General features: G+C 58.5%; 15 protein-coding genes and 1 pseudogene. 9 read left to right on the top strand and 7 right to left on the bottom strand.

All coding sequences use genetic code 11. From position 1 onward, the window contains the following. Positions 1-8: 8 nt before the first annotated feature. The 4 genes from HKK55_RS03080 to HKK55_RS03065 all read right to left on the bottom strand — a co-directional run bounded on the left by HKK55_RS03080 (position 9) and on the right by HKK55_RS03065 (position 3,859). Positions 9-947, bottom strand: a complete 939-nt coding sequence (locus HKK55_RS03080; protein ID WP_169353310.1) for a hydroxymethylglutaryl-CoA lyase — start codon at positions 945-947, stop codon at positions 9-11. Beyond that, positions 944-2,137 (bottom strand): CaiB/BaiF CoA-transferase family protein, encoded by a 1,194-nt coding sequence (locus tag HKK55_RS03075; RefSeq protein WP_169353309.1) that lies wholly within the window; start codon positions 2,135-2,137, stop codon positions 944-946. Before HKK55_RS03075 ends, HKK55_RS03080 begins: the two co-directional genes overlap by 4 nt. A gap of 130 nt (positions 2,138-2,267) precedes the next feature. After that, positions 2,268-3,185, bottom strand: a complete 918-nt coding sequence (locus HKK55_RS03070; RefSeq protein ID WP_169353308.1) for a LysR family transcriptional regulator — start codon at positions 3,183-3,185, stop codon at positions 2,268-2,270. Beyond that, positions 3,185-3,859, bottom strand: a complete 675-nt coding sequence (locus HKK55_RS03065) for an NAD(P)H-binding protein (RefSeq protein ID WP_169353307.1) — start codon at positions 3,857-3,859, stop codon at positions 3,185-3,187. The genes HKK55_RS03070 and HKK55_RS03065 overlap by 1 nt, the downstream gene beginning before the upstream one ends. Before the next feature lie 346 nt (positions 3,860-4,205). Between HKK55_RS03065 and HKK55_RS03060 the strand changes: the two are divergent. Then, positions 4,206-5,433: pseudogene (locus HKK55_RS03060) on the top strand (aminotransferase class I/II-fold pyridoxal phosphate-dependent enzyme). A 132-nt stretch (positions 5,434-5,565) separates the two neighbouring features. Further along, positions 5,566-6,723, top strand: a complete 1,158-nt coding sequence (locus tag HKK55_RS03055; protein ID WP_169353306.1) for an MFS transporter — start codon at positions 5,566-5,568, stop codon at positions 6,721-6,723. Here the strand turns inward: HKK55_RS03055 and yiaY are convergent. After that, on the bottom strand, positions 6,720-7,868 hold the full coding sequence (yiaY, locus tag HKK55_RS03050; protein ID WP_169353305.1) for an L-threonine dehydrogenase: 1,149 nt from the start codon (positions 7,866-7,868) through the stop codon (positions 6,720-6,722). The two genes, HKK55_RS03055 and yiaY, sit on opposite strands and share 4 nt — an antisense overlap. 125 nt (positions 7,869-7,993) lie before the next feature. Here yiaY and HKK55_RS03045 point away from each other — a divergent pair, with 125 nt between their 5' ends. After that, positions 7,994-9,010 carry a DUF4917 family protein gene (locus tag HKK55_RS03045; protein ID WP_169353304.1) on the top strand — a complete coding sequence of 339 codons (1,017 nt, stop codon included), beginning with the start codon at positions 7,994-7,996 and terminating at the stop codon, positions 9,008-9,010. A 141-nt stretch (positions 9,011-9,151) separates the two neighbouring features. Here the strand turns inward: HKK55_RS03045 and HKK55_RS03040 are convergent, their stop codons facing one another. Next, a complete protein-coding gene (locus tag HKK55_RS03040; protein ID WP_169353303.1) occupies positions 9,152-9,694 on the bottom strand; it encodes a helix-turn-helix domain-containing protein in 543 nt (180 codons plus the stop codon). A gap of 160 nt (positions 9,695-9,854) precedes the next feature. Between HKK55_RS03040 and HKK55_RS03035 the strand changes: the two genes are divergently transcribed. Further along, entirely contained in the window at positions 9,855-10,637 is a 783-nt protein-coding gene (locus HKK55_RS03035; RefSeq protein ID WP_169353302.1) for an aldolase, read from the top strand. 25 nt (positions 10,638-10,662) lie between these two features. After that, positions 10,663-11,550 (top strand): dihydrodipicolinate synthase family protein, encoded by an 888-nt coding sequence (locus HKK55_RS03030; protein ID WP_169353301.1) that lies wholly within the window; start codon positions 10,663-10,665, stop codon positions 11,548-11,550. Positions 11,551-11,620: 70 nt separating this feature from the next. Here the strand turns inward: HKK55_RS03030 and HKK55_RS03025 are convergent, their stop codons facing one another. Next, a complete protein-coding gene (locus tag HKK55_RS03025; RefSeq protein ID WP_169353300.1) occupies positions 11,621-11,953 on the bottom strand; it encodes a YegP family protein in 333 nt (110 codons plus the stop codon). 170 nt (positions 11,954-12,123) lie between these two features. On the opposite strand from HKK55_RS03025, the gene HKK55_RS03020 reads away from it, so the two are divergent. The 4 genes from HKK55_RS03020 to HKK55_RS03005 all read left to right on the top strand — a co-directional run bounded on the left by HKK55_RS03020 (position 12,124) and on the right by HKK55_RS03005 (position 17,463). Next, positions 12,124-12,663, top strand: coding sequence for an RNA polymerase sigma factor (locus HKK55_RS03020; protein ID WP_169353299.1), 540 nt, complete (start codon positions 12,124-12,126; stop codon positions 12,661-12,663). Next, on the top strand, positions 12,660-13,628 hold the full coding sequence (locus HKK55_RS03015) for a FecR domain-containing protein (RefSeq protein ID WP_169353298.1): 969 nt from the start codon (positions 12,660-12,662) through the stop codon (positions 13,626-13,628). Before HKK55_RS03020 ends, HKK55_RS03015 begins: the two co-directional genes overlap by 4 nt. Positions 13,629-13,757: 129 nt before the next feature. After that, positions 13,758-16,319 carry a TonB-dependent receptor gene (locus HKK55_RS03010; protein WP_169353297.1) on the top strand — a complete coding sequence of 854 codons (2,562 nt, stop codon included), beginning with the start codon at positions 13,758-13,760 and terminating at the stop codon, positions 16,317-16,319. A 244-nt stretch (positions 16,320-16,563) separates the two neighbouring features. Beyond that, the gene (locus tag HKK55_RS03005) at positions 16,564-17,463 is read left to right on the top strand and encodes a DMT family transporter (protein ID WP_169353296.1); all 900 of its coding nucleotides are present in this window, start codon (positions 16,564-16,566) and stop codon (positions 17,461-17,463) included. Positions 17,464-17,555: the final 92 nt, after the last annotated feature.

Below are 17,555 nucleotides of genomic sequence, written 5' to 3'. Positions count from 1 at the left end.
GTTGAGACTTACAGCGTCGCGATATAGCCCGGCGCCGGATGCAGATCGCAGTTGCGCCCCGCCTTGGCCACCTGGCCAGGCAATTCGTGGCCGAGCAGCGCCGGCAGTTGCCGGGACATGTGCAACAGGTGAGGCAGGTCGATGCCGGTGTGAATACCGACTTCATCACACAGATTGACCAAGTCTTCGGTGCAGATATTGCCCGACGCCCCTGGCGCAAACGGACAGCCACCCAGGCCACCGAGGGCCGCGTCAAAACGCCGGGCACCGGTTTCATAGGCGGCCAGTACGTTGCACAAACCCAGGCCTCGAGTGTTGTGAAAATGCAGGGTCAGATCATGAGCACCCACACGCTCCAGCACCCGTTTAACCAAGCGCTCGACCTGACGCGGATTGGCCATGCCCGTGGTATCGGCCAGCGTCACACCCTGGATACCCAACGCCAGATAGGCGTCCACCAATTGCAGCACATGGTCTTCGTCGACCTTGCCTTCGAATGGGCAGCCGAAGGTGGTCGCGATACTGCCGTTGAGCCTCACCGGGTGGTCGGCGGCAAAGCTGACCACGTCGCCAAAGGCCGCCAAGGAAGCTTCGCAGCGCATGCGCATATTGGCCAAGTTATGGGTCTGGCTGGCGGACATCACCAGGTTCAACTCATCGGCCCTGGACTCGACCGCGCGCATGGCGCCCTTGAGGTTGGGAATCAGCGCCACGTAAATGATACCTGGGCGACGGGTGATGCCCTGGAAGACGTGCTCACCATCGCGCAGTGCCGGGATGGCCTTGGGCGAAACGAACGAGCCGGCTTCGATTCGAGAAAATCCAGCCAGGGACAACTGGTCGATCAGGGCGATCTTATCGGCGGTCTCGACCCAGGTCGGCTCGATCTGCAGCCCATCACGAGGAGAGACTTCTTGCACGATCAGCGAGTCTGCATAATTTTTCATTGAACCACCCCCGAGGCTTTCAGGCGTTGAATATCAGCCACCGTCAGGCCCAGGTCAGCGAGGATGTCATCCGTGTGTTGCCCCAGACTGGGCCCCTGCCAGTTCACCGCCCCTGGGGTTTCCGAAAGTTTGGGCACGATGCCGGGCATCTTCACCGTCAGGCCACCGGGCAGGTCAGCGTTGAGCAGCATGTCCCGGGCCTGATAGTGCGGATCGGCGACAATATCGGCCACGGAGTAGATGCGCCCGGCAGGTACTTCGGCCGCTTCCAGGGCACTGAGCACCTGGTCGATGGGCAAGCTACTGGTCCAATGGGTGATTGCCGCGTCCAGCAGGCCGCTTTTGACCGCGCGTCCGTCGTTGTGGGCAAACTCCTCGGCTTCGGCCAGATCGACGCGACCAATGGTGGTCATCAGGCGCTTGTAGATCGGGTCACTGTTGCCAGCAATCACCACATACGCGCCGTCCGCCGTGAGGTAGGTGTTGGACGGCGCGATACCCGGCAAGGCACCGCCGCTGCGTTCACGGACATGGCCGAGCATGTCGTATTCCGGAACCAGGCTTTCCATCAGGTTGAACACGCTTTCCGCCAGGGACACGTCCACCATCTGGCCATCGCCCTGGCCGGTCTTGACCCGCAACAACGACATCAGCGCGCCGATCACCCCGTGCAACGAGGCCAGGGAATCGCCGAGGCTGACGCCAACACGCGCCGGTGGTGAGTCGGGATTGCCGGTGGTGTAGCGAATCCCGCCCATGGCCTCGCCGATGGCGCCAAAACCTGGCCGGTCACGATAAGGGCCGGTCTGGCCGTAGCCGGAGATACGCACCAGGGTCAACTTGGGATTGAGGGCGTGTAATACATCCCAACCCAGGCCGAGTTTTTCCAGGCCTCCGGGGCGCAGGTTTTCGATCAGCACGTCGGCGTCGGCCAGCAATTGCTTGATCAAGCTGATGCCTTCGGCAGACTTGAGGTCCAGGGCCAGGGATTTTTTGTTGCGTGATTGCAGGTACCACCACAGCGACGTGCCTTCGTGCAGCTTTCGCCATTTGCGAAGCGGATCGCCCTGCCCCATGGCCTCGACCTTGATCACCTCGGCGCCAAACTCGGCCAGCAGCCGTGCGGCAAAGGGCGCGGCGATCAGCGTGCCGATCTCGATCACCTTGATGCCGCTCAGGGGAGCTGTCATGGGGTGTGCCTCTTATTCTTGGAATGTGGGCCAAGGCTAGAGGACGACGACGGTATAAATCCAATCTTCAGTTGGCAACGAGCGTTCGCGAAACGCGAATGCACAGAGCATTGCCTGACGCACCGATCCGTCAGACTTGTGCTTCAGTGCCTTGTAGATATTCGAACAGCAATCGACTGACCGGTGACAACGAAGCCTCATTGCGGATCACCAGAATCAACCGCCGGTCCGACCACTCATCCGTCAACGGCACGGCCTGCAACCCCAAGGCCCGGCCGAACAGTTCATAGGCTTTTTGCGGCAGGATGCCGATGCCCATGTTGGCCTGGACCATCCGGCACATCGCATCAAACCCCGGCACATGAATCCTCAGGCGCAACAGTTTGCCGGCCTCACGTGCGGCAGCGTGGGTGCGCATATTGATGGAACTGGCCGAATGCAGACCGACATAGTCACTGTCCAGAGTGTCGGCAAAGGCCAGGGTTTCACGGCTGGCCAATGGGTGACCCGCCGGCATCAACACCACCAGTTTGTCTCGGCGGTAGGTCACGCTGAGCAAGCCTTTGGTGTCGGTATCGCTGGAGCAGATGCCCAGGTCTGCAACGCCGTCGAGCACGCCTTGAACCACGCCACGGCTGGGACGTTCTTCCAGGTCGGTTTTCACCTGAGGGTGCAGCCCGGAAAAATCCCGCAAATCTTCAGGAAGAAACTGAATGATCGCCGAGAGATTAGCCAACATACGCACATAGCCGCGTACACCATGGCTGTGTTCGCCCAGTTCCAGGCCCATTTTCTCGACGTTGAACAACATCTGCCGCGCGTGATGCAGCAAGGTTTCGCCAGCGGCCGTGAGGTTCATGCCCTTGGCCTGACGTACAAACAGGCTCACACCCAGCACCTGCTCCAGCTCCATCAGGCGCTTGCTGGCGGCCGAGACCGCAATGGCCTCACGGGCGGCGGCGCGGGTCAGAGTGCCCTCTTCGTGGACCGCGACAAACAGCTGCAGAGTGATCAGGTCAAGGCGGCGGATCAGGCTTTTTTGCAGCATCAGACGGGCTCAGAGGCCAGGCGATTAATATCCACTTGCTCCACCACCGGCTGCGCAGCGCCGTGACGAACGGCCGTCAACATCGCCCGGCCTACGGTTTCGGTGCTCACCACCCAACCTGGCCGTGTGCGGCGGACCAGCGACAGCAGCGGGCCTGTCACGGTATAGATCGACTGATAAAGCGGGGTTTTCGAGCGCACGCCGTGGAGTGGCTGAATGATGCCAGGACGAAACAGATACACCGCCTTGAACGGCAGGCGCAGCAAGGCGTTTTCAGTCTTGCCCTTGACCCGGGCCCACATCACCTTGCCCGTCTCCGAGCTGTCGGTGCCGGTACCAGACACGTAGACAAAGGTCATCTGTGGATTGAGCCGGGCCAGGGTGCTGGCAGCCACCAGGGTCAGGTCGTAAGTCAGGTGGGTGTACTTGGCTTCATCCATGCCCACCGAGGACACGCCCAGGCAGAAGAAGCAGGCATCAAACCCTTGCAACAGGTTTTCCAGGGGCTGGAAGTCGAGCATGTCGGCGTGCAGCACCTGATGCAGTTTGTCGTGTTCCTGGGTCAGGGGCGTACGGCCGACCGCCACCACTTCCTGCACATCACTGGCCAGCAGGCACTCGCGCAACACGCCCTGGCCGACCATACCGGTGGCACCGAATAACAGAACTCTCATAAAAACTCCCCGGCTCAGGTGTTTACTGAACGGTAAACGATCCTCGCGCCCTCTCTTCTGGGCACAATAATTCTGCAAGTTAACACTGAACCCAAGCGTGTGTGGTAACAGCTTTCGAAAACCATATTATTTTGCCCCGCCCACTGAACGGCACTGCCGCCCATAGGGTGCGATATCTACAGACTCCCTAAAAACAAACGAAGCGACAATTTCACCATAAAAAAGTAGGACCTTACCCACATCAAAAACTCCAACCTGAATAAGACGCATGGGAAACGCCCGACTTTTTCAAAATACATTTACTCGCTAAGGTTCTGCCCCTACAAACATAAAGTACAAATCAGCGATGGATAGCTCTTCATTCAACAAATTCACAAACTACAAAAAAATAATTCAACTAGCAGATAATGACTGGCAAACGGCAAAATCAGGCCGAATCTGCGAATTAAATGTCTCAGTAGACAGCAACAACCTTCTTACCGATCAGTATGGACGAAACATCTATCATTTTTGCACGACCTCATATCTAGGACTGGATTACCACAAAAAAATTCTTAAAGGTGCGATTTGCGGCATACAAAACGCCGGAACATTACGCATTGCAAACTCTAAAAATCGCTGCAAACTCGCCATACTTGACCAATATGAAACAGAACTTTCCGAACTTTTTAGTGCGATTTGCCTGAGCACCCTTTCTTGTAGCGCTGCCAGTTCTGGAATATTACCTTTGCTTGCCAGCGGTGTATTTACAGACAACACTCCTCCCGTCATGGTATTCGATAAAAAATCCCATTATTCAATGAATCACCTTAAAGCCTCATGCGCCGATGAGACAGAAGTGATTACTGCACCTCATAATGACATCTCATTTCTCGAAGATTTATGTAAAAAGCATAAAAATTGCGTACGTAGCTGATGGCATATATAGCATGGGCGGTGTTGCCGACTTGGAGAACCTACTTTATTTGAAGTCACGCTATGGGCTATTCCTTTATCTAGACGACTCTCATGCTTTATCGGCAGTAGGAGGAGGTGGGCGAGGATATGTACGACCACGACTTTCACAGCTAGATGATCAAATTATTATAGTCGCATCGCTTGGCAAATCGTTTGGAGCAAGCGGCGGCTTAGTCATGTTTGGTAGCGAGCGTCAAAAAAAGCTCATATATCGCTACGGAGGGTCTAACAACTGGTCCCAAAGTTTAAACTCTGCGGCCATCGGAGCAGGATTGGCATCCATCAAAATACACAAGACAGATGAACTCGCCACTCTTCAAAAAACACTTCAGGCCAACATCAAACTTTTCGACAGCCTAATAAAAACAGAGCAATCGGGAGCAAACACCGCAATCCGCCTGATCACTTGTGGCGACGCTAAAACAGCAAACACGCTAGCCATCAAACTCGCGAACAATGGATTCTTTACCTCAGCCGTATTCTTTCCGGTGGTACCACGAGGAAAAGCCGCCATACGTATCACATTACGAGCAGATATGCCCCACTCACTAATTCGCTTATTCTGCACCAAACTAACCGACTTAATGAAGCAGCACATCGAAGCAGATAACCATTAAAAAGCCAAAATACCGAGACACTAAAAACGCAGACCAGCATATTACCGGGCAAACGCTTAAACGGTAAAACCGCAAGACAAACACTCTCCCAACCTTCTACTAGAGACTTACTACAGTAAGGATATTCTGCCCTTGAAAAGCACCACAACCCTGACAATCGCCTGTAGCGCTGCCTTTTTGTCCCAAGTCGGCATCAGTATTTACTTGCCCGCCGTCCCGGCGATTGCCCAGGCGTTGCCGGCAGCTGAAGATCAGGTGGCGCTGGCCCTGGCGGTTTACCTGATCGGCATGGCCCTTCCGATGCTGTTGTGGGGCAGCCTTGGAGAGCGAGTGGGTAGAAAGCCCGTGTTGTTCGCGGCATTAGCCTTGTATGTCTTGGCCACCGCAACGATTCCCTCGGCTTACAACCTCGAATCCTTCCTGGCTCTGCGCTTGATTCAGGGCCTGGGCGCGGGCGGTGTGTCGGTGATGGCGCGGGTGCTGGTCCGCGACAGTTTCAGCGGTGCGCTGTTGGCCAAGGGATTGTCGTGGCTGGGAATGACCTTCGTGATCGCTCTGGGGATCGGTCAGTTTATTGGCTCATTGCTACAGGTAGCGTTCGGCTGGAAAGCAATTTTTTATGGGCTGGCACTCGCGGCCATCGGGCTGATGATTGCGTTGCAGCGGGTCGCATTCCCCGCCTTATTGAAAGTGCCTGGGCAAATGTCCGCCTGGCGAATCTACGGCACGATCCTGCGCCATCCGGCATTCCTGCGGGCGGCCCTGGCAGGAGGCCTGGGTTATGGCGTGATCATCGCATTCAATACCTGTGCACCGTTGATCCTGCAAGGGCACTTCGCGTGGAGCGCAGCAGAATATGGACTGTTGGGCTGGCCGATCAGCGCGGCGTATCTGGCCGGCGCGCTGATGGTCAATCGTTTCGTCGCACGCACTGGGCGCCTGTCGATGATGAGTTGGGGCGTGGCGCTGGTGATGTGCGGCAGTGCCACGATGTTGCTGGGCAGCGTGTTCGCAAGCGGCCTGGCAGTCCTGTTGTGGCTGCCGTATTGCCTGGCCGTGTTCGGACAATCGATGAGCTACCCCATCAGCTTGTCTCTGGCCAATGATGCATCACCGGTGAGTGGGTCCTACGCCATAGCGTTGAGCGGTTTCATGCATCAGTTGACGGCCGCCATGATCGGCGGTGTCGCCAGCTTACTGGCCAGTCAGCAAGCATGGCCACTGGCGCTGCTATGTGTGGCACTGGCGGGCGGCGCACTGCTGTGCGTCGCCCGATCCCGAGCTGATTAAAAGGCGCTGCGAAAGATCTCTTCAACCTGGCGCTGATCGGCGCGCCGTGGGTTAGTCAGCCCACAAGCATCCTTGAGCGCGTTGCTGGCCAGCAGCGGGATGTCCTGCAATTTGGCGCCCAACTCCCGCAGGCCGACGGGGATGTCGACGTCATGGGACAGGCTACGAATGGCAACAATAGCGGCTTGTGCACCCTCTTCGGGGGTCACACCCTTGATGTCCGCGCCCAAGGCCCGGGCGACATCGCTCAGGCGCTCGGCGCTGACGCTGGCGTTGAAGCTTTGTACATGGGGCAACAGCACGGCATTGCAAACGCCGTGAGGCAAGTCATACAGGCCGCCCAACTGGTGCGCCATGGCGTGCACGAAGCCCAGGGAGGCGTTGTTGAAAGCCATGCCGGCGAGAAACTGTGCATACGCCATGTTTTCCCGGGCGGCCATATCGTTGCCATCACGTACCGCCAGGCGCAGGTTGGCACTGATCAGTTCGATGGCCTTGATCGCACAGGCGTCGGTGATCGGCGTAGCGGCAATGGATACGTAGGCCTCGATAGCGTGGGTCAGGGCATCCATGCCAGTGGCGGCGGTCAAGCCCTTGGGCATGCCGACCATCAGCGCCGGGTCGTTGACCGACAGCAACGGTGTGACGTTGCGGTCGACAATGGCCATTTTCACATGACGGGTTTCGTCGGTGATGATGCAAAAACGGGTCATCTCGCTGGCGGTACCGGCAGTGGTGTTGATGGCCACCAGTGGCAGTTGCGGCTTGGTCGACCGGTCGACACCTTCATAGTCGCCGATGTGCCCGCCATTGGTGGCGCACAAGGCAATGCCTTTGGCGCAATCATGGGGCGAGCCACCGCCCAGGGACACCACAAAATCGCAGGCGCTTTGCTGCAGCAGCGCCAGGCCTTTTTCGACGTTCTCGACATTGGGGTTGGGCTTGGCGCCATCGTAGATCACCGAGTCGATGTCTTGCATCGCCAGCTTTTCGGCGATCATGCCGGCCACGCCCGCCTTGACCAACCCCGTGTCGGTGACGATCAACGCCTTGCGAAAGCCGTAGTTGCGGATGGCAGACATGGCTTCGTCGAGGCAGTCGATGCCCATGATGTTGACCGCAGGGATGAAGAAGGTGCTGCTCATGAAGAATCCTCTGGGAGCGTTGATGGCTACAGCATTGACCTCCCTCGCCTGTAGCATCTTGACAAGGATCAAGCCCTGCTCATGATAAAGTCCCCCCCCAGCCGTTTTTGAGTAGACCCGCCGCAATGAAGGATTTCCAGGATGTTGACGCCCACCTTGAAGACTGGAGCGCCTTGCGCAGCAGCACCGACTTCAATGGGATTCTGATCGGCAACGGCGCCAGCCGTGCGGTGTGGGAAGACTTTGCCTACGACTCCCTGTTCGAAAACGCCCGCACGGTGGAAGAAAAGCCGCTCAGTCAATCCGAGCTGAGCGTGTTCGACGCGATGCAGACCCGCAGTTTCGAGCAGGTGCTGGGGGCGCTGAAAACCACCAGTCGGGTCAACAAAGCCCTGGCGGTCAGCTCGGCGGCGCCGCGTAATCGTTACTACGCAATCAAGGAAGCACTGATCAACACCATCCACGGCGTGCATATTCCGTGGCGCCTAGTGCAGCCGTCGCTGCTTGCGACGATGAATCAGGAACTGGCCAGCTATTCCACGGTATTTACCAGTAACTACGACCTGCTCAACTACTGGTCGGTCCTGCAGGTACCCGGTATCGATGATCTGTTTCGCAGCGCCGACGCCAGCTTTGACCTGCGTAATACCGTGAGCAACAACAGTCGTATTCTGTACCTGCACGGCGGCCTGCATCTGGTGCGCAACCTGGACGGAACTGCGCGTAAATTACCGACCACCGACAGCACCTTGCTCAGCAGTTTTGCGATCAACAATACGATCAAAACCCTGGACGACGTGCCGCTGTTTGTCAGCGAAGGCAAGGTTGAGGAGAAGCTCAAGACCATCCGCAGTTCCGATTACCTGTCGTTCTGCTACGAGCAGTTGCTGAACCATGAAGGTGCGCTGTGCATCTTCGGGCATCACCTGGGGCCGCAGGATTCACACCTGGTGCAAGCGATTCGACAGGCCAAGGTGAAGACCTTGGCGATTTCGGTGTTTGGTCGCAGCGAAGGGTTTATTCAGCAGCAAAAGCGGCGTTATGCCGGGCTGTTCGAAGGGATGGACGTGCAGTTGCGGTTCTTTGATGCGCGCACGCATGCACTGGGCAATCCGGCATTGTCGGTTCCCGTGGAACGCTAATCCTCTAAACGTAGCAGTTGTCGAGCCCTGGCGAGGCTACGATGCAGGCGCTGCGGTCTGACAGGTACACCGTGGTGACCCTATCGCAGCCTCGCTAAAGCTCGACACCCACATTGACCGGATTCCAAAACAAGGTGGCGGTCATTCTTCGCTGCTGTGCACCACCACCAACAACTGCGCCTGCACCTCCCCCACCGACCTGATGCGGTGGGGCTTCTGCGCATTGAAATGCAGCGCATCGCCCCGCTCCAGAATCACCCGCTCGTTCATGAAGTCCACCTCCACCCGGCCTTCATGGACAAACAGAAACTCCTCCCCCAAGTGCTCCTTGAAGGTCTTGTCGGTGAACTCCGCCGGCGGGTAGATGATGAACGGCAACAGGCTGCGCTCGCTGACCTGATGGGCCAACACCGCGTAACCCGGTGACGCATCGGTGCCGGACAACGCCTGACGCTCGTGGCTGCGCACCAGGCTGTAGCTGTCGAGGCTGACGTTGTCTTCGCTGAACAACTCTTCGACTTTCACGTTCAGCGCCTTGGCCAGTTTCAGCGCGGCGGCAATCGACGGCGTATTGAGGCCGCGTTCGACTTTCGACAGGTAGCTCTTGGTCATCCCGGACTTTTCGGCCAGGGCCTCCAAGGTCACGCCAAGTTTTTTTCTCAGTATTTTCAAACGGATAGACATGTGCAGCGGTTAATCCATGAAAGAGGCGATGATGAGTGCTTGCCAATGACACTTTGTGTCATATAGTCTCTTAAGTGTCATTTGCGTTCACCCAACGACCTTGCGAGCAACGGGGAACGAACACATCCGACGTCCATTGAACTAGCCAAAGGACACCAACATGGCCAAGACATTAGCACTCCCCAAAGACCAACTGGTCAAGCAAGCGCTGAGCCAGATGCAAAACACCCTGGCGGATAATACGTGGACCGACCGGCAAAAGCTGGCGCTGACCTGCCGTATTCTGTTCGAGAACGGCCACGACTCCGGCCTCGCCGGGCAAATCACCGCCCGCGGCCCGCAGCCTGGCACCTACTACACCCAACAACTGGGCCTGGGTTTTGATGAAATCACCGCTGGCAATCTGCTGCTGGTCAACGAAGATCTGGAAGTCCTCGAAGGCCATGGCATGCCCAACCCGGCCAACCGTTTTCACAGTTGGGTCTACCGTGGCCGGCCGGATGTGAACTGCATCATTCACACCCACCCGACCCACATCGCCGCGCTGTCGATGCTCGAAGTGCCGCTGCAGGTGTCCCACATGGACCTTTGCCCGCTGTATGAAGATTGTGCCTTCCTGGAAGCCTGGCCCGGCGTGCCGGTCGGCAATGAAGAAGGCGAAATCATCACCACCGCCTTGGGTGACAAGCGCGCCATTCTGCTTTCCCACCACGGCCAACTGTCCACCGGTACCACCATCGAAGAAGCGTGCGTGATCGCCCAGTTGATCGAGCGCGCGGCCAAGTTGCAGTTGCTGGCGATGTCGGCTGGCACCGTCAAATCGATCCTACCGGCCCTGGGGCGTGAGGCCCATGACTGGATTTCCAAGCCCAAGCGCCATGCTGCCGCCTTTAACTACTACGCTCGGCAGAACCTGCGTCAACACGCCGATTGCCTGAACTGAAACCCTTTTCGACCGGAGACTTTCCATGTCCAGCCCTTCTATTCACGGCATTATCGGCTACACCATCACCCCTTTCAGCGCCGGCGGTGAACGCCTTGACCTCGACGCCCTGGGCCGTTCCATCGACCGTTTGATCGACGGCGGCGTACACGCCATCGCGCCACTGGGCAGCACCGGCGAAGGCGCCTACCTGAACGATGCAGAGTGGGACGAAGTCAGCGCCTACAGCCTGCAAAAAGTCGCCAAGCGCGTGCCGACCATCGTCAGCGTCTCCGACCTGACCACCGCCAAGGCCGTACGCCGTGCGCGCTTCGCCGAAGCCCACGGTGCCGATGTGGTGATGGTCCTGCCGACGTCTTACTGGAAACTCAGCGAAGCGGAAATCCTCGCCCACTATGCCGCCATCGGCGACAGCGTCGGCGTGCCAATCATGCTCTACAACAACCCGGCCACCAGCGGCACCGACATGTCGGTGGACTTGATCCTGCGTATTCTCAAGCAGGTCGACAACGTGACCATGGTCAAGGAGAGCACTGGCGACATTCAGCGTATGCACCAGTTGCACCGCCTGAGCGATGGCCAGGTGCCGTTCTACAACGGTTGCAACCCGCTGGCCCTGGAAGCGTTTGCGGCCGGTGCCAAAGGATGGTGCACAGCGGCGGCGAACCTGATTCCACAGCTCAACCTGGACCTGTACCAGGCGGTGCTGGCCAACGACCTGACGAAGGCACGGGAGCTGTTTTATCGCCAGTTGCCGTTCCTGGACTTCATCCTCAAGGGCGGCTTGCCGGCGACGATCAAAGCCGGGTTGCGGCTGACCGGCCTGGAAGCGGGTGATCCGCGGTTGCCGGTGTTCCCGCTGGCCGAGGCTGGTTGCACTCAACTGAGTGAACTCTTGGCCAAGTTGCGTTAAGCCATAACGATTGCGCCACAAAAAAGCCCCGGCGCTCACGCGTCGGGGCTTTCGTGTTGGTGAGGAACCGTCAGGTCTTGTCTTTGATGGTCGTGGTGGGGCCGTTGGTCTTGACGCTTTCGATGCCCTTGTCCCGCGCCGCTTCCGACGAGTACTGCTCACTGTTACCGATCACTTGATGGTTGGCAGCCTTGAGGTTGAAGTACGGCTGGCCGTTCTTGGCGACTTTTTTCTCATAACGTTCATTGATCGGGCTGTTGGTCTGAACCGAGGCGATACCGTTTTCAGCGGCGCTGCGGGTGGTGTAAAGCTCGCTGGTCAAAATGGTTTCCGCGTTGCCTGCCTTGAGGACAAAACGAAACTGCCCATTGCTGCTTTTTGCTAACTCATACCATCCAGACATGATCTGCTCCCTTTAAATACGAATATCGTCAACGACCCGTAGGATTAAAGGCCATGCTCAGCTTTTTGCCAGCCAAGACCCGTCACCGGTATTTGCCTAGAGACAAATAGCAATAATTCTCGATATCATTCGCAGCCTTTCTACTGCGTGCTTCGTCAAGAAGGATATTCATGTCTCGTCCCAAGCCCGATCCGGTGTCGGCCGATGCCTTTCGCGGGCTCTATGCAGACATCCTGCATTTCCTGCGCAAGCGCACGGACAACGCCAGCGACGCGGCGGACATGACCCAGGATGTCTTCACTCAATGGCTGGATTACGGCGACCGCGCCAAGGTCGAACAGCCACGGGCATTTCTGTTCCAGATGGCGCGCAATCTGCTGCGTGATCACTGGCGCAAACAGAAGGTGCGCAGCACCGTCCATCACGAACAGGCCGACCGGGATGTCGAGCCTGTCACCGACGAGCAAAACGACCCCATGGCTGGCGCCCAACGCTTGCAACGCCTGGAACAGTTGAAAGAAGTCCTCGCCGAACTCTCGCCCCGCCGGCGAGAAGCCCTTATGCTTCACCGCTTCGAAGGCTTGAGCCAGGCGCAGATCGCCGCGCGCATGGGGGTTTCGATCAGTATGGTGGAGAAGCACATCGCCTTTGCCCTGCTGCACTGCAAGCAGCGACTTCAACACATACCCGGCAAGGAGCAGCCAGAATGACCCGCTTGAGCGACATCGACCGCTGTGAAATCGAAGCGCACGACTCCATCGATGCCCAGGCTGCCAGCTGGTTTGCGCGTAACCGCAACGACAGCAGTCGCACCAACCGCAAGGCCTTTGCCGCCTGGCAAGCCGTGCCCGCCCATGCCCGAGCCTATGCTGAATTCGAACAGCTGTGGGCTGACCTCGCCCAATTGCAGCAACTGAATAAACCGGTGGCATTGCCCACCCGCAAGCCCACAGTCTGGCGCCCGGCACTGGCGGTGGCGGGCGCTCTGGTCTGCGCCCTGTTGGCCAGTAATATCGGTGCGCCACGGACGCTGTTCCACACCCAGATCGCGGCCCATCACACAGGCATGCGCACCCTGTACCTGCCCGATGGCAGCACCTTGTACGTCAATGCCAACACGCGTCTGCGGGTGGACTTCAATGCCCATCAACGCATCGTTCACCTTGAGCAGGGCCAGTTGTACATCGATGTGGCTGCCGACAAGGAACGGCCGCTGTTCGTACAGGCCGGCGAGGCCAATGTACGGGTGGTGGGCACCGGTTTCGATGTGCGGCGCAGCCAGCAGCAACTGGTCGTCAGCGTCGCCCACGGCCAGGTGGCCTTCGACCCGAACTCCAAGATTGCCGCCACCCTGCTCGGCGCACAACAAAGAGCCGTTTGGAGCTACGCAAAGGGCACCTTGCAACAACAAACACTCAATGCTGGCGAGGTCGCCGACTGGCGCAGCGGGCACCTGTCGTTTCGCAATCGCGAACTGGCCAGCCTGATCGATGAACTGGGCCTGTACCACCCCACCGCCAGCTTTCAAGTGGACAACGCCGTGGCGCAGTTGAAGGTCTCGGGCAATCTGGACGTGAACGATCCGGATGCCCTGCTCAACGCGCTACCGGCCCTGCTACCGGTGAAAACCGTGGCCCTGGCCGACGGAAAAATCAGGATCGAAGCCCGCAAGTAGCGTCCTCAACCTCTCATTTGAGAATATTTTTCATTCTCATGTGAGGATTTTTTTCCCTGCCACGTCTTCCTCCCGTCTGCGTTTGATACGCATGCCTTTCTGGCACTTTTTGCCGCTTTGGGGGATTTCATGTTTCGCGCGCCTTACCACGTCCAGCACCTGCTTCTTCGACCGACGCTCATCGCCTCGTGCCTGGCTTTCAGCCTGCACGCCCAGGCCGAGTCGTTCACCCTGCAACTGCCCGCCCAGTCCCTGGCCACGTCCCTGAGTCAGGTGGCGCAGCAGGCGAAAATCCAGTTGCTGTTTGATGAAGCCCTGCTGAAAAACGTCCAGGCGCCCGCCCTCAAAGGCGAATACACCCCGGAAGTGGCGATCCGTACCTTGCTGAAGAACGGTGAATTCACCCTGATCAAGGTCGGCAGCACCTACGTCGTGCGCCCCGACGAAGGCAAGACCACCAACAGCGGTGCCCTGCAACTGGATGCGTTGAGCGTGATTGGCACAGGTAACGAAGTCGACTCCAGTACCGTCGGCCGCTCCACCCTGAGCCAAGCTGATATCGACCGTTACCAGTCCAATAACATCCCCAGCCTGCTGCAGACCTTGCCCGGGGTCAGCATGGGCGGCTCGCTCAAACCCGGCGGCCAGACCATCAACATTCGCGGCCTGGGGGATGCCGAAGATGTTCCGCTGACGGTCGACGGCGCCACCAAAAGCGGTTTCGAGCGCTATCAGCAAGGCACGGTATTTATCGAGCCCGAGCTGATCAAGAGCATCGAGGTGGAAAAGGGCCCGAACTCTGCCTTTACCGGTAACGGCGGCTTTGGCGGCACGGTCAACATGACCACCAAGGATGCGCCAGACCTGCTCAAGGACGGCCGCAACAGCGGTGCGATGCTCAAATATGGCTACTCCAGCAACGACCATGAACAGGTCTACAGTGGCGCCGTCTATGGCCGTACCGATGACGGCCGCTTCGACGCCCTGGCCTACCTGACCCAGCGCGACGGCGGCGACATGAAGCTGGCCGGCACCTTGCCCGATCCTGACAACCGCTACCCGATCAACCCAAAGCGCCTGCCCAACAGCGCCCAGGATGTAGATGGCAAGCTGTTCAAACTGAACATGCACCTCAACGACGAGCACAGCGTCGGCCTCTCCTACTCCCGCTCCCACAGCCAGCGCTGGGCACCCTTCTCGGCCACCAGTTATCCCTCGCCGCCGAGCCAGGCCAACATCGACAGGTATGGTTATGAGGGCGCGCTGAAACGCTTCCTGGCCAATCGCGACACCGTCGACACCACCTGGTCGACCAAGTACCAATACCAGCCAATGGACAACCCACTGGTGGATTTGACGGTCAAATACTCCCAGTCCAATACCGAGCAGACCGACGAACGCGACGCCACGGCGTTCTTCCAGATGGCCACGGGCGGTCGGAAGATGGACACCTCCTACGACGACAAGAATCTCGACGTACGCAATATCAGCCTGTTCACCAGCGGGCCTTTGGAGCACGCCGTGACCACCGGCATGCAGATCCGCCGGCACACCCGTGAAACCGAGATGTGGATGCCCGGCAGCAGCTACAACACGCCAAAATACAACTACGGGCGCTTCCAGCCGGCGTTCATGCCCCAAGGCAAGGTCGACACCAACAGCTTCTTTGTCCAGGACGCAGTGACCCTGGGCGACGTGACGATCACGCCCTCCCTGCGCTATGACCATGTGCGCAACCGTGGCGAAGGCAACGATGCGCCGTACTACAACAACCCGGCCCCAAGCGTCGGCCACGACTACAGCGACCGCACCTACACCGGCTGGTCGCCGCGCCTGGCAGCGTTCTGGACCGTCACGCCGAACGTGGCGATGTTCGCCAACTGGAGCAAAACCTGGCGCGCCCCGGTGATCGACGAGCAATACGAAGTCCAGGGCCTGGGCAACCGCACCGCCACCAGTGTCAACCTGAACCCGGAGCGCATTACCTCCATTACCTTGGGCAACATCACCAGCTTCGCCAACGTGATTGTCAGCGGCGACAACCTGCAACTGCGTACCACGTTGTTCCACAACAAGATCGAAGACGAGATTTTCAAAGCCACCGGTGTTGGCTGTGAAAACCAGGCACTCAATGGCGGCAGTATTTCGAGCGCGTGCCAAGGCATGGGGCCGATGTCCAACTACCGCAACATTGGCGGCCTGACCATCAAGGGCTTCGAGGTCGAGGGCTACTACGATTCGACCTACCTGTTCGGGTCCCTGTCTTACTCTTACGCCACCGGCAAACATGAAGGTGCCTACACCAACCCATGGGGACCGGATGTTTGGGCACGCGATATTCCGCCGGCCAAATGGGTGGTGGTGCTGGGGACCAAGATCCCAAGCTGGGATGCACAAGTGGGCTGGCAAGGGCAGTTCGTTCGCCAGACCGATCGCCTGCCCAGCGACAAGTACTCCAGTGGCCCGGGCAGCAGCATCGGCGATACCTTCTACGATCAGTACGATAACCGTGCCTATAACACCCAGGGTTTGTTCGCCAATTGGAAGCCGCAGCAGGCTTACCTGAAAGGCACAGAGGTCAACTTCACCGTGGACAACCTGTTCAACAATAATTACCGACCGGCGTTGAGTGGCGATATGGCTTACACCGAGGGGCGCAATGCCAAGATCAGCGTGACGCGTTTCTTCTAAGTCCTCAGGTTGAACTGCGATCAGAATGTGGGAGCGGGCTTGCTCGCGAAAGCGGTGGGTCCGTTAAAAATTTGGAGACTGACCCTCCGCATTCGCGAGCAAGCCCGCTCCCACATTAGTCCGGCGGTGTTCTACAGAATCCGCAACTGTACGGATAAATCTGTACCCAGCTGTAGGCACTCGCTTTTCGGGCTTTGTGGCTAGATGAAGACCCACTCCCGGCCCTTCAGATTCTGGTCCCCCCATGAGCTCCCGCGAAAACACCGGCATGGCCCTCGGCTTGCTGGGCGTCATCATCTTCAGCCTGACCCTGCCCTTCACCCGTATCGTGGTGCAGGAAATGCATCCGTTGCTCAATGGTCTGGGCCGAGCACTGTTTGCAGCAGTTCCAGCGGCATTGCTGTTGCTGTGGCGGCGCGAGCAGTGGCCGACCTGGCGCCAGGTCCGTGGCCTGACGCTGGTGATCGCCGGGGTGATCCTTGGCTTCCCGGTGCTGTCGGCCTGGGCCATGCAAACCCTGCCGGCGTCCCACGGCGCGCTGGTCAACGGTCTGCAACCGCTGTGCGTGGCGTTGTACGCGGCGTGGTTGTCCCACGAGCGGCCGTCAAAAGCCTTCTGGGCCTGCGCGGCATTGGGCAGTGCATTGGTGCTGAGTTATGCGCTGATCACCGGAGCCGGCAGTATTCAGGCGGGCGATTTGCTGATGCTCGGGGCGATTGCCGTGGGTGGTCTGGGGTACGCCGAGGGCGGCCGATTGGCCAAGGAAATGGGCGGTTGGCAGGTAATCTGCTGGGCGCTAGTGTTGTCGACGCCGGTATTGATCGGCCCGGTGCTGTACCTGGCAATCCAGCATGAAGGACCGATTTCCCCGCGCACGTGGTGGGCGTTCGGTTACGTCTCGCTGTTTTCCCAGTTCTTTGGTTTCTTTGCCTGGTACGCCGGACTGGCCATGGGCGGCATCGCCCGGGTCAGCCAGATTCAGCTGTTGCAGATCTTCTTCACCATCGCCTTTTCAGCGCTGTTCTTTGGCGAACACATCGAGCCGATTACCTGGCTGTTTGCCTGTGGGGTGATTATCACGGTGATGCTGGGGCGCAAGACGGCGGTGCGGCCAGCGCCTGTGGTAAATATCACCCCGGTGTAAACACAAAACAATGTGGGAGCTGGCTTGCCTGCGATGGCATCGACACGGTTTACCTGAAGCACCGAGGCGTATGCATCGCAGGCAAGCCAGCT

It is taken from the genome of Pseudomonas sp. ADAK18 (assembly GCF_012935695.1).
Lineage (GTDB): Bacteria > Pseudomonadota > Gammaproteobacteria > Pseudomonadales > Pseudomonadaceae > Aquipseudomonas.
Note: the sequence above shows the minus strand (reverse complement) of the source record. Positions and strands in the feature narration are given on the sequence as shown.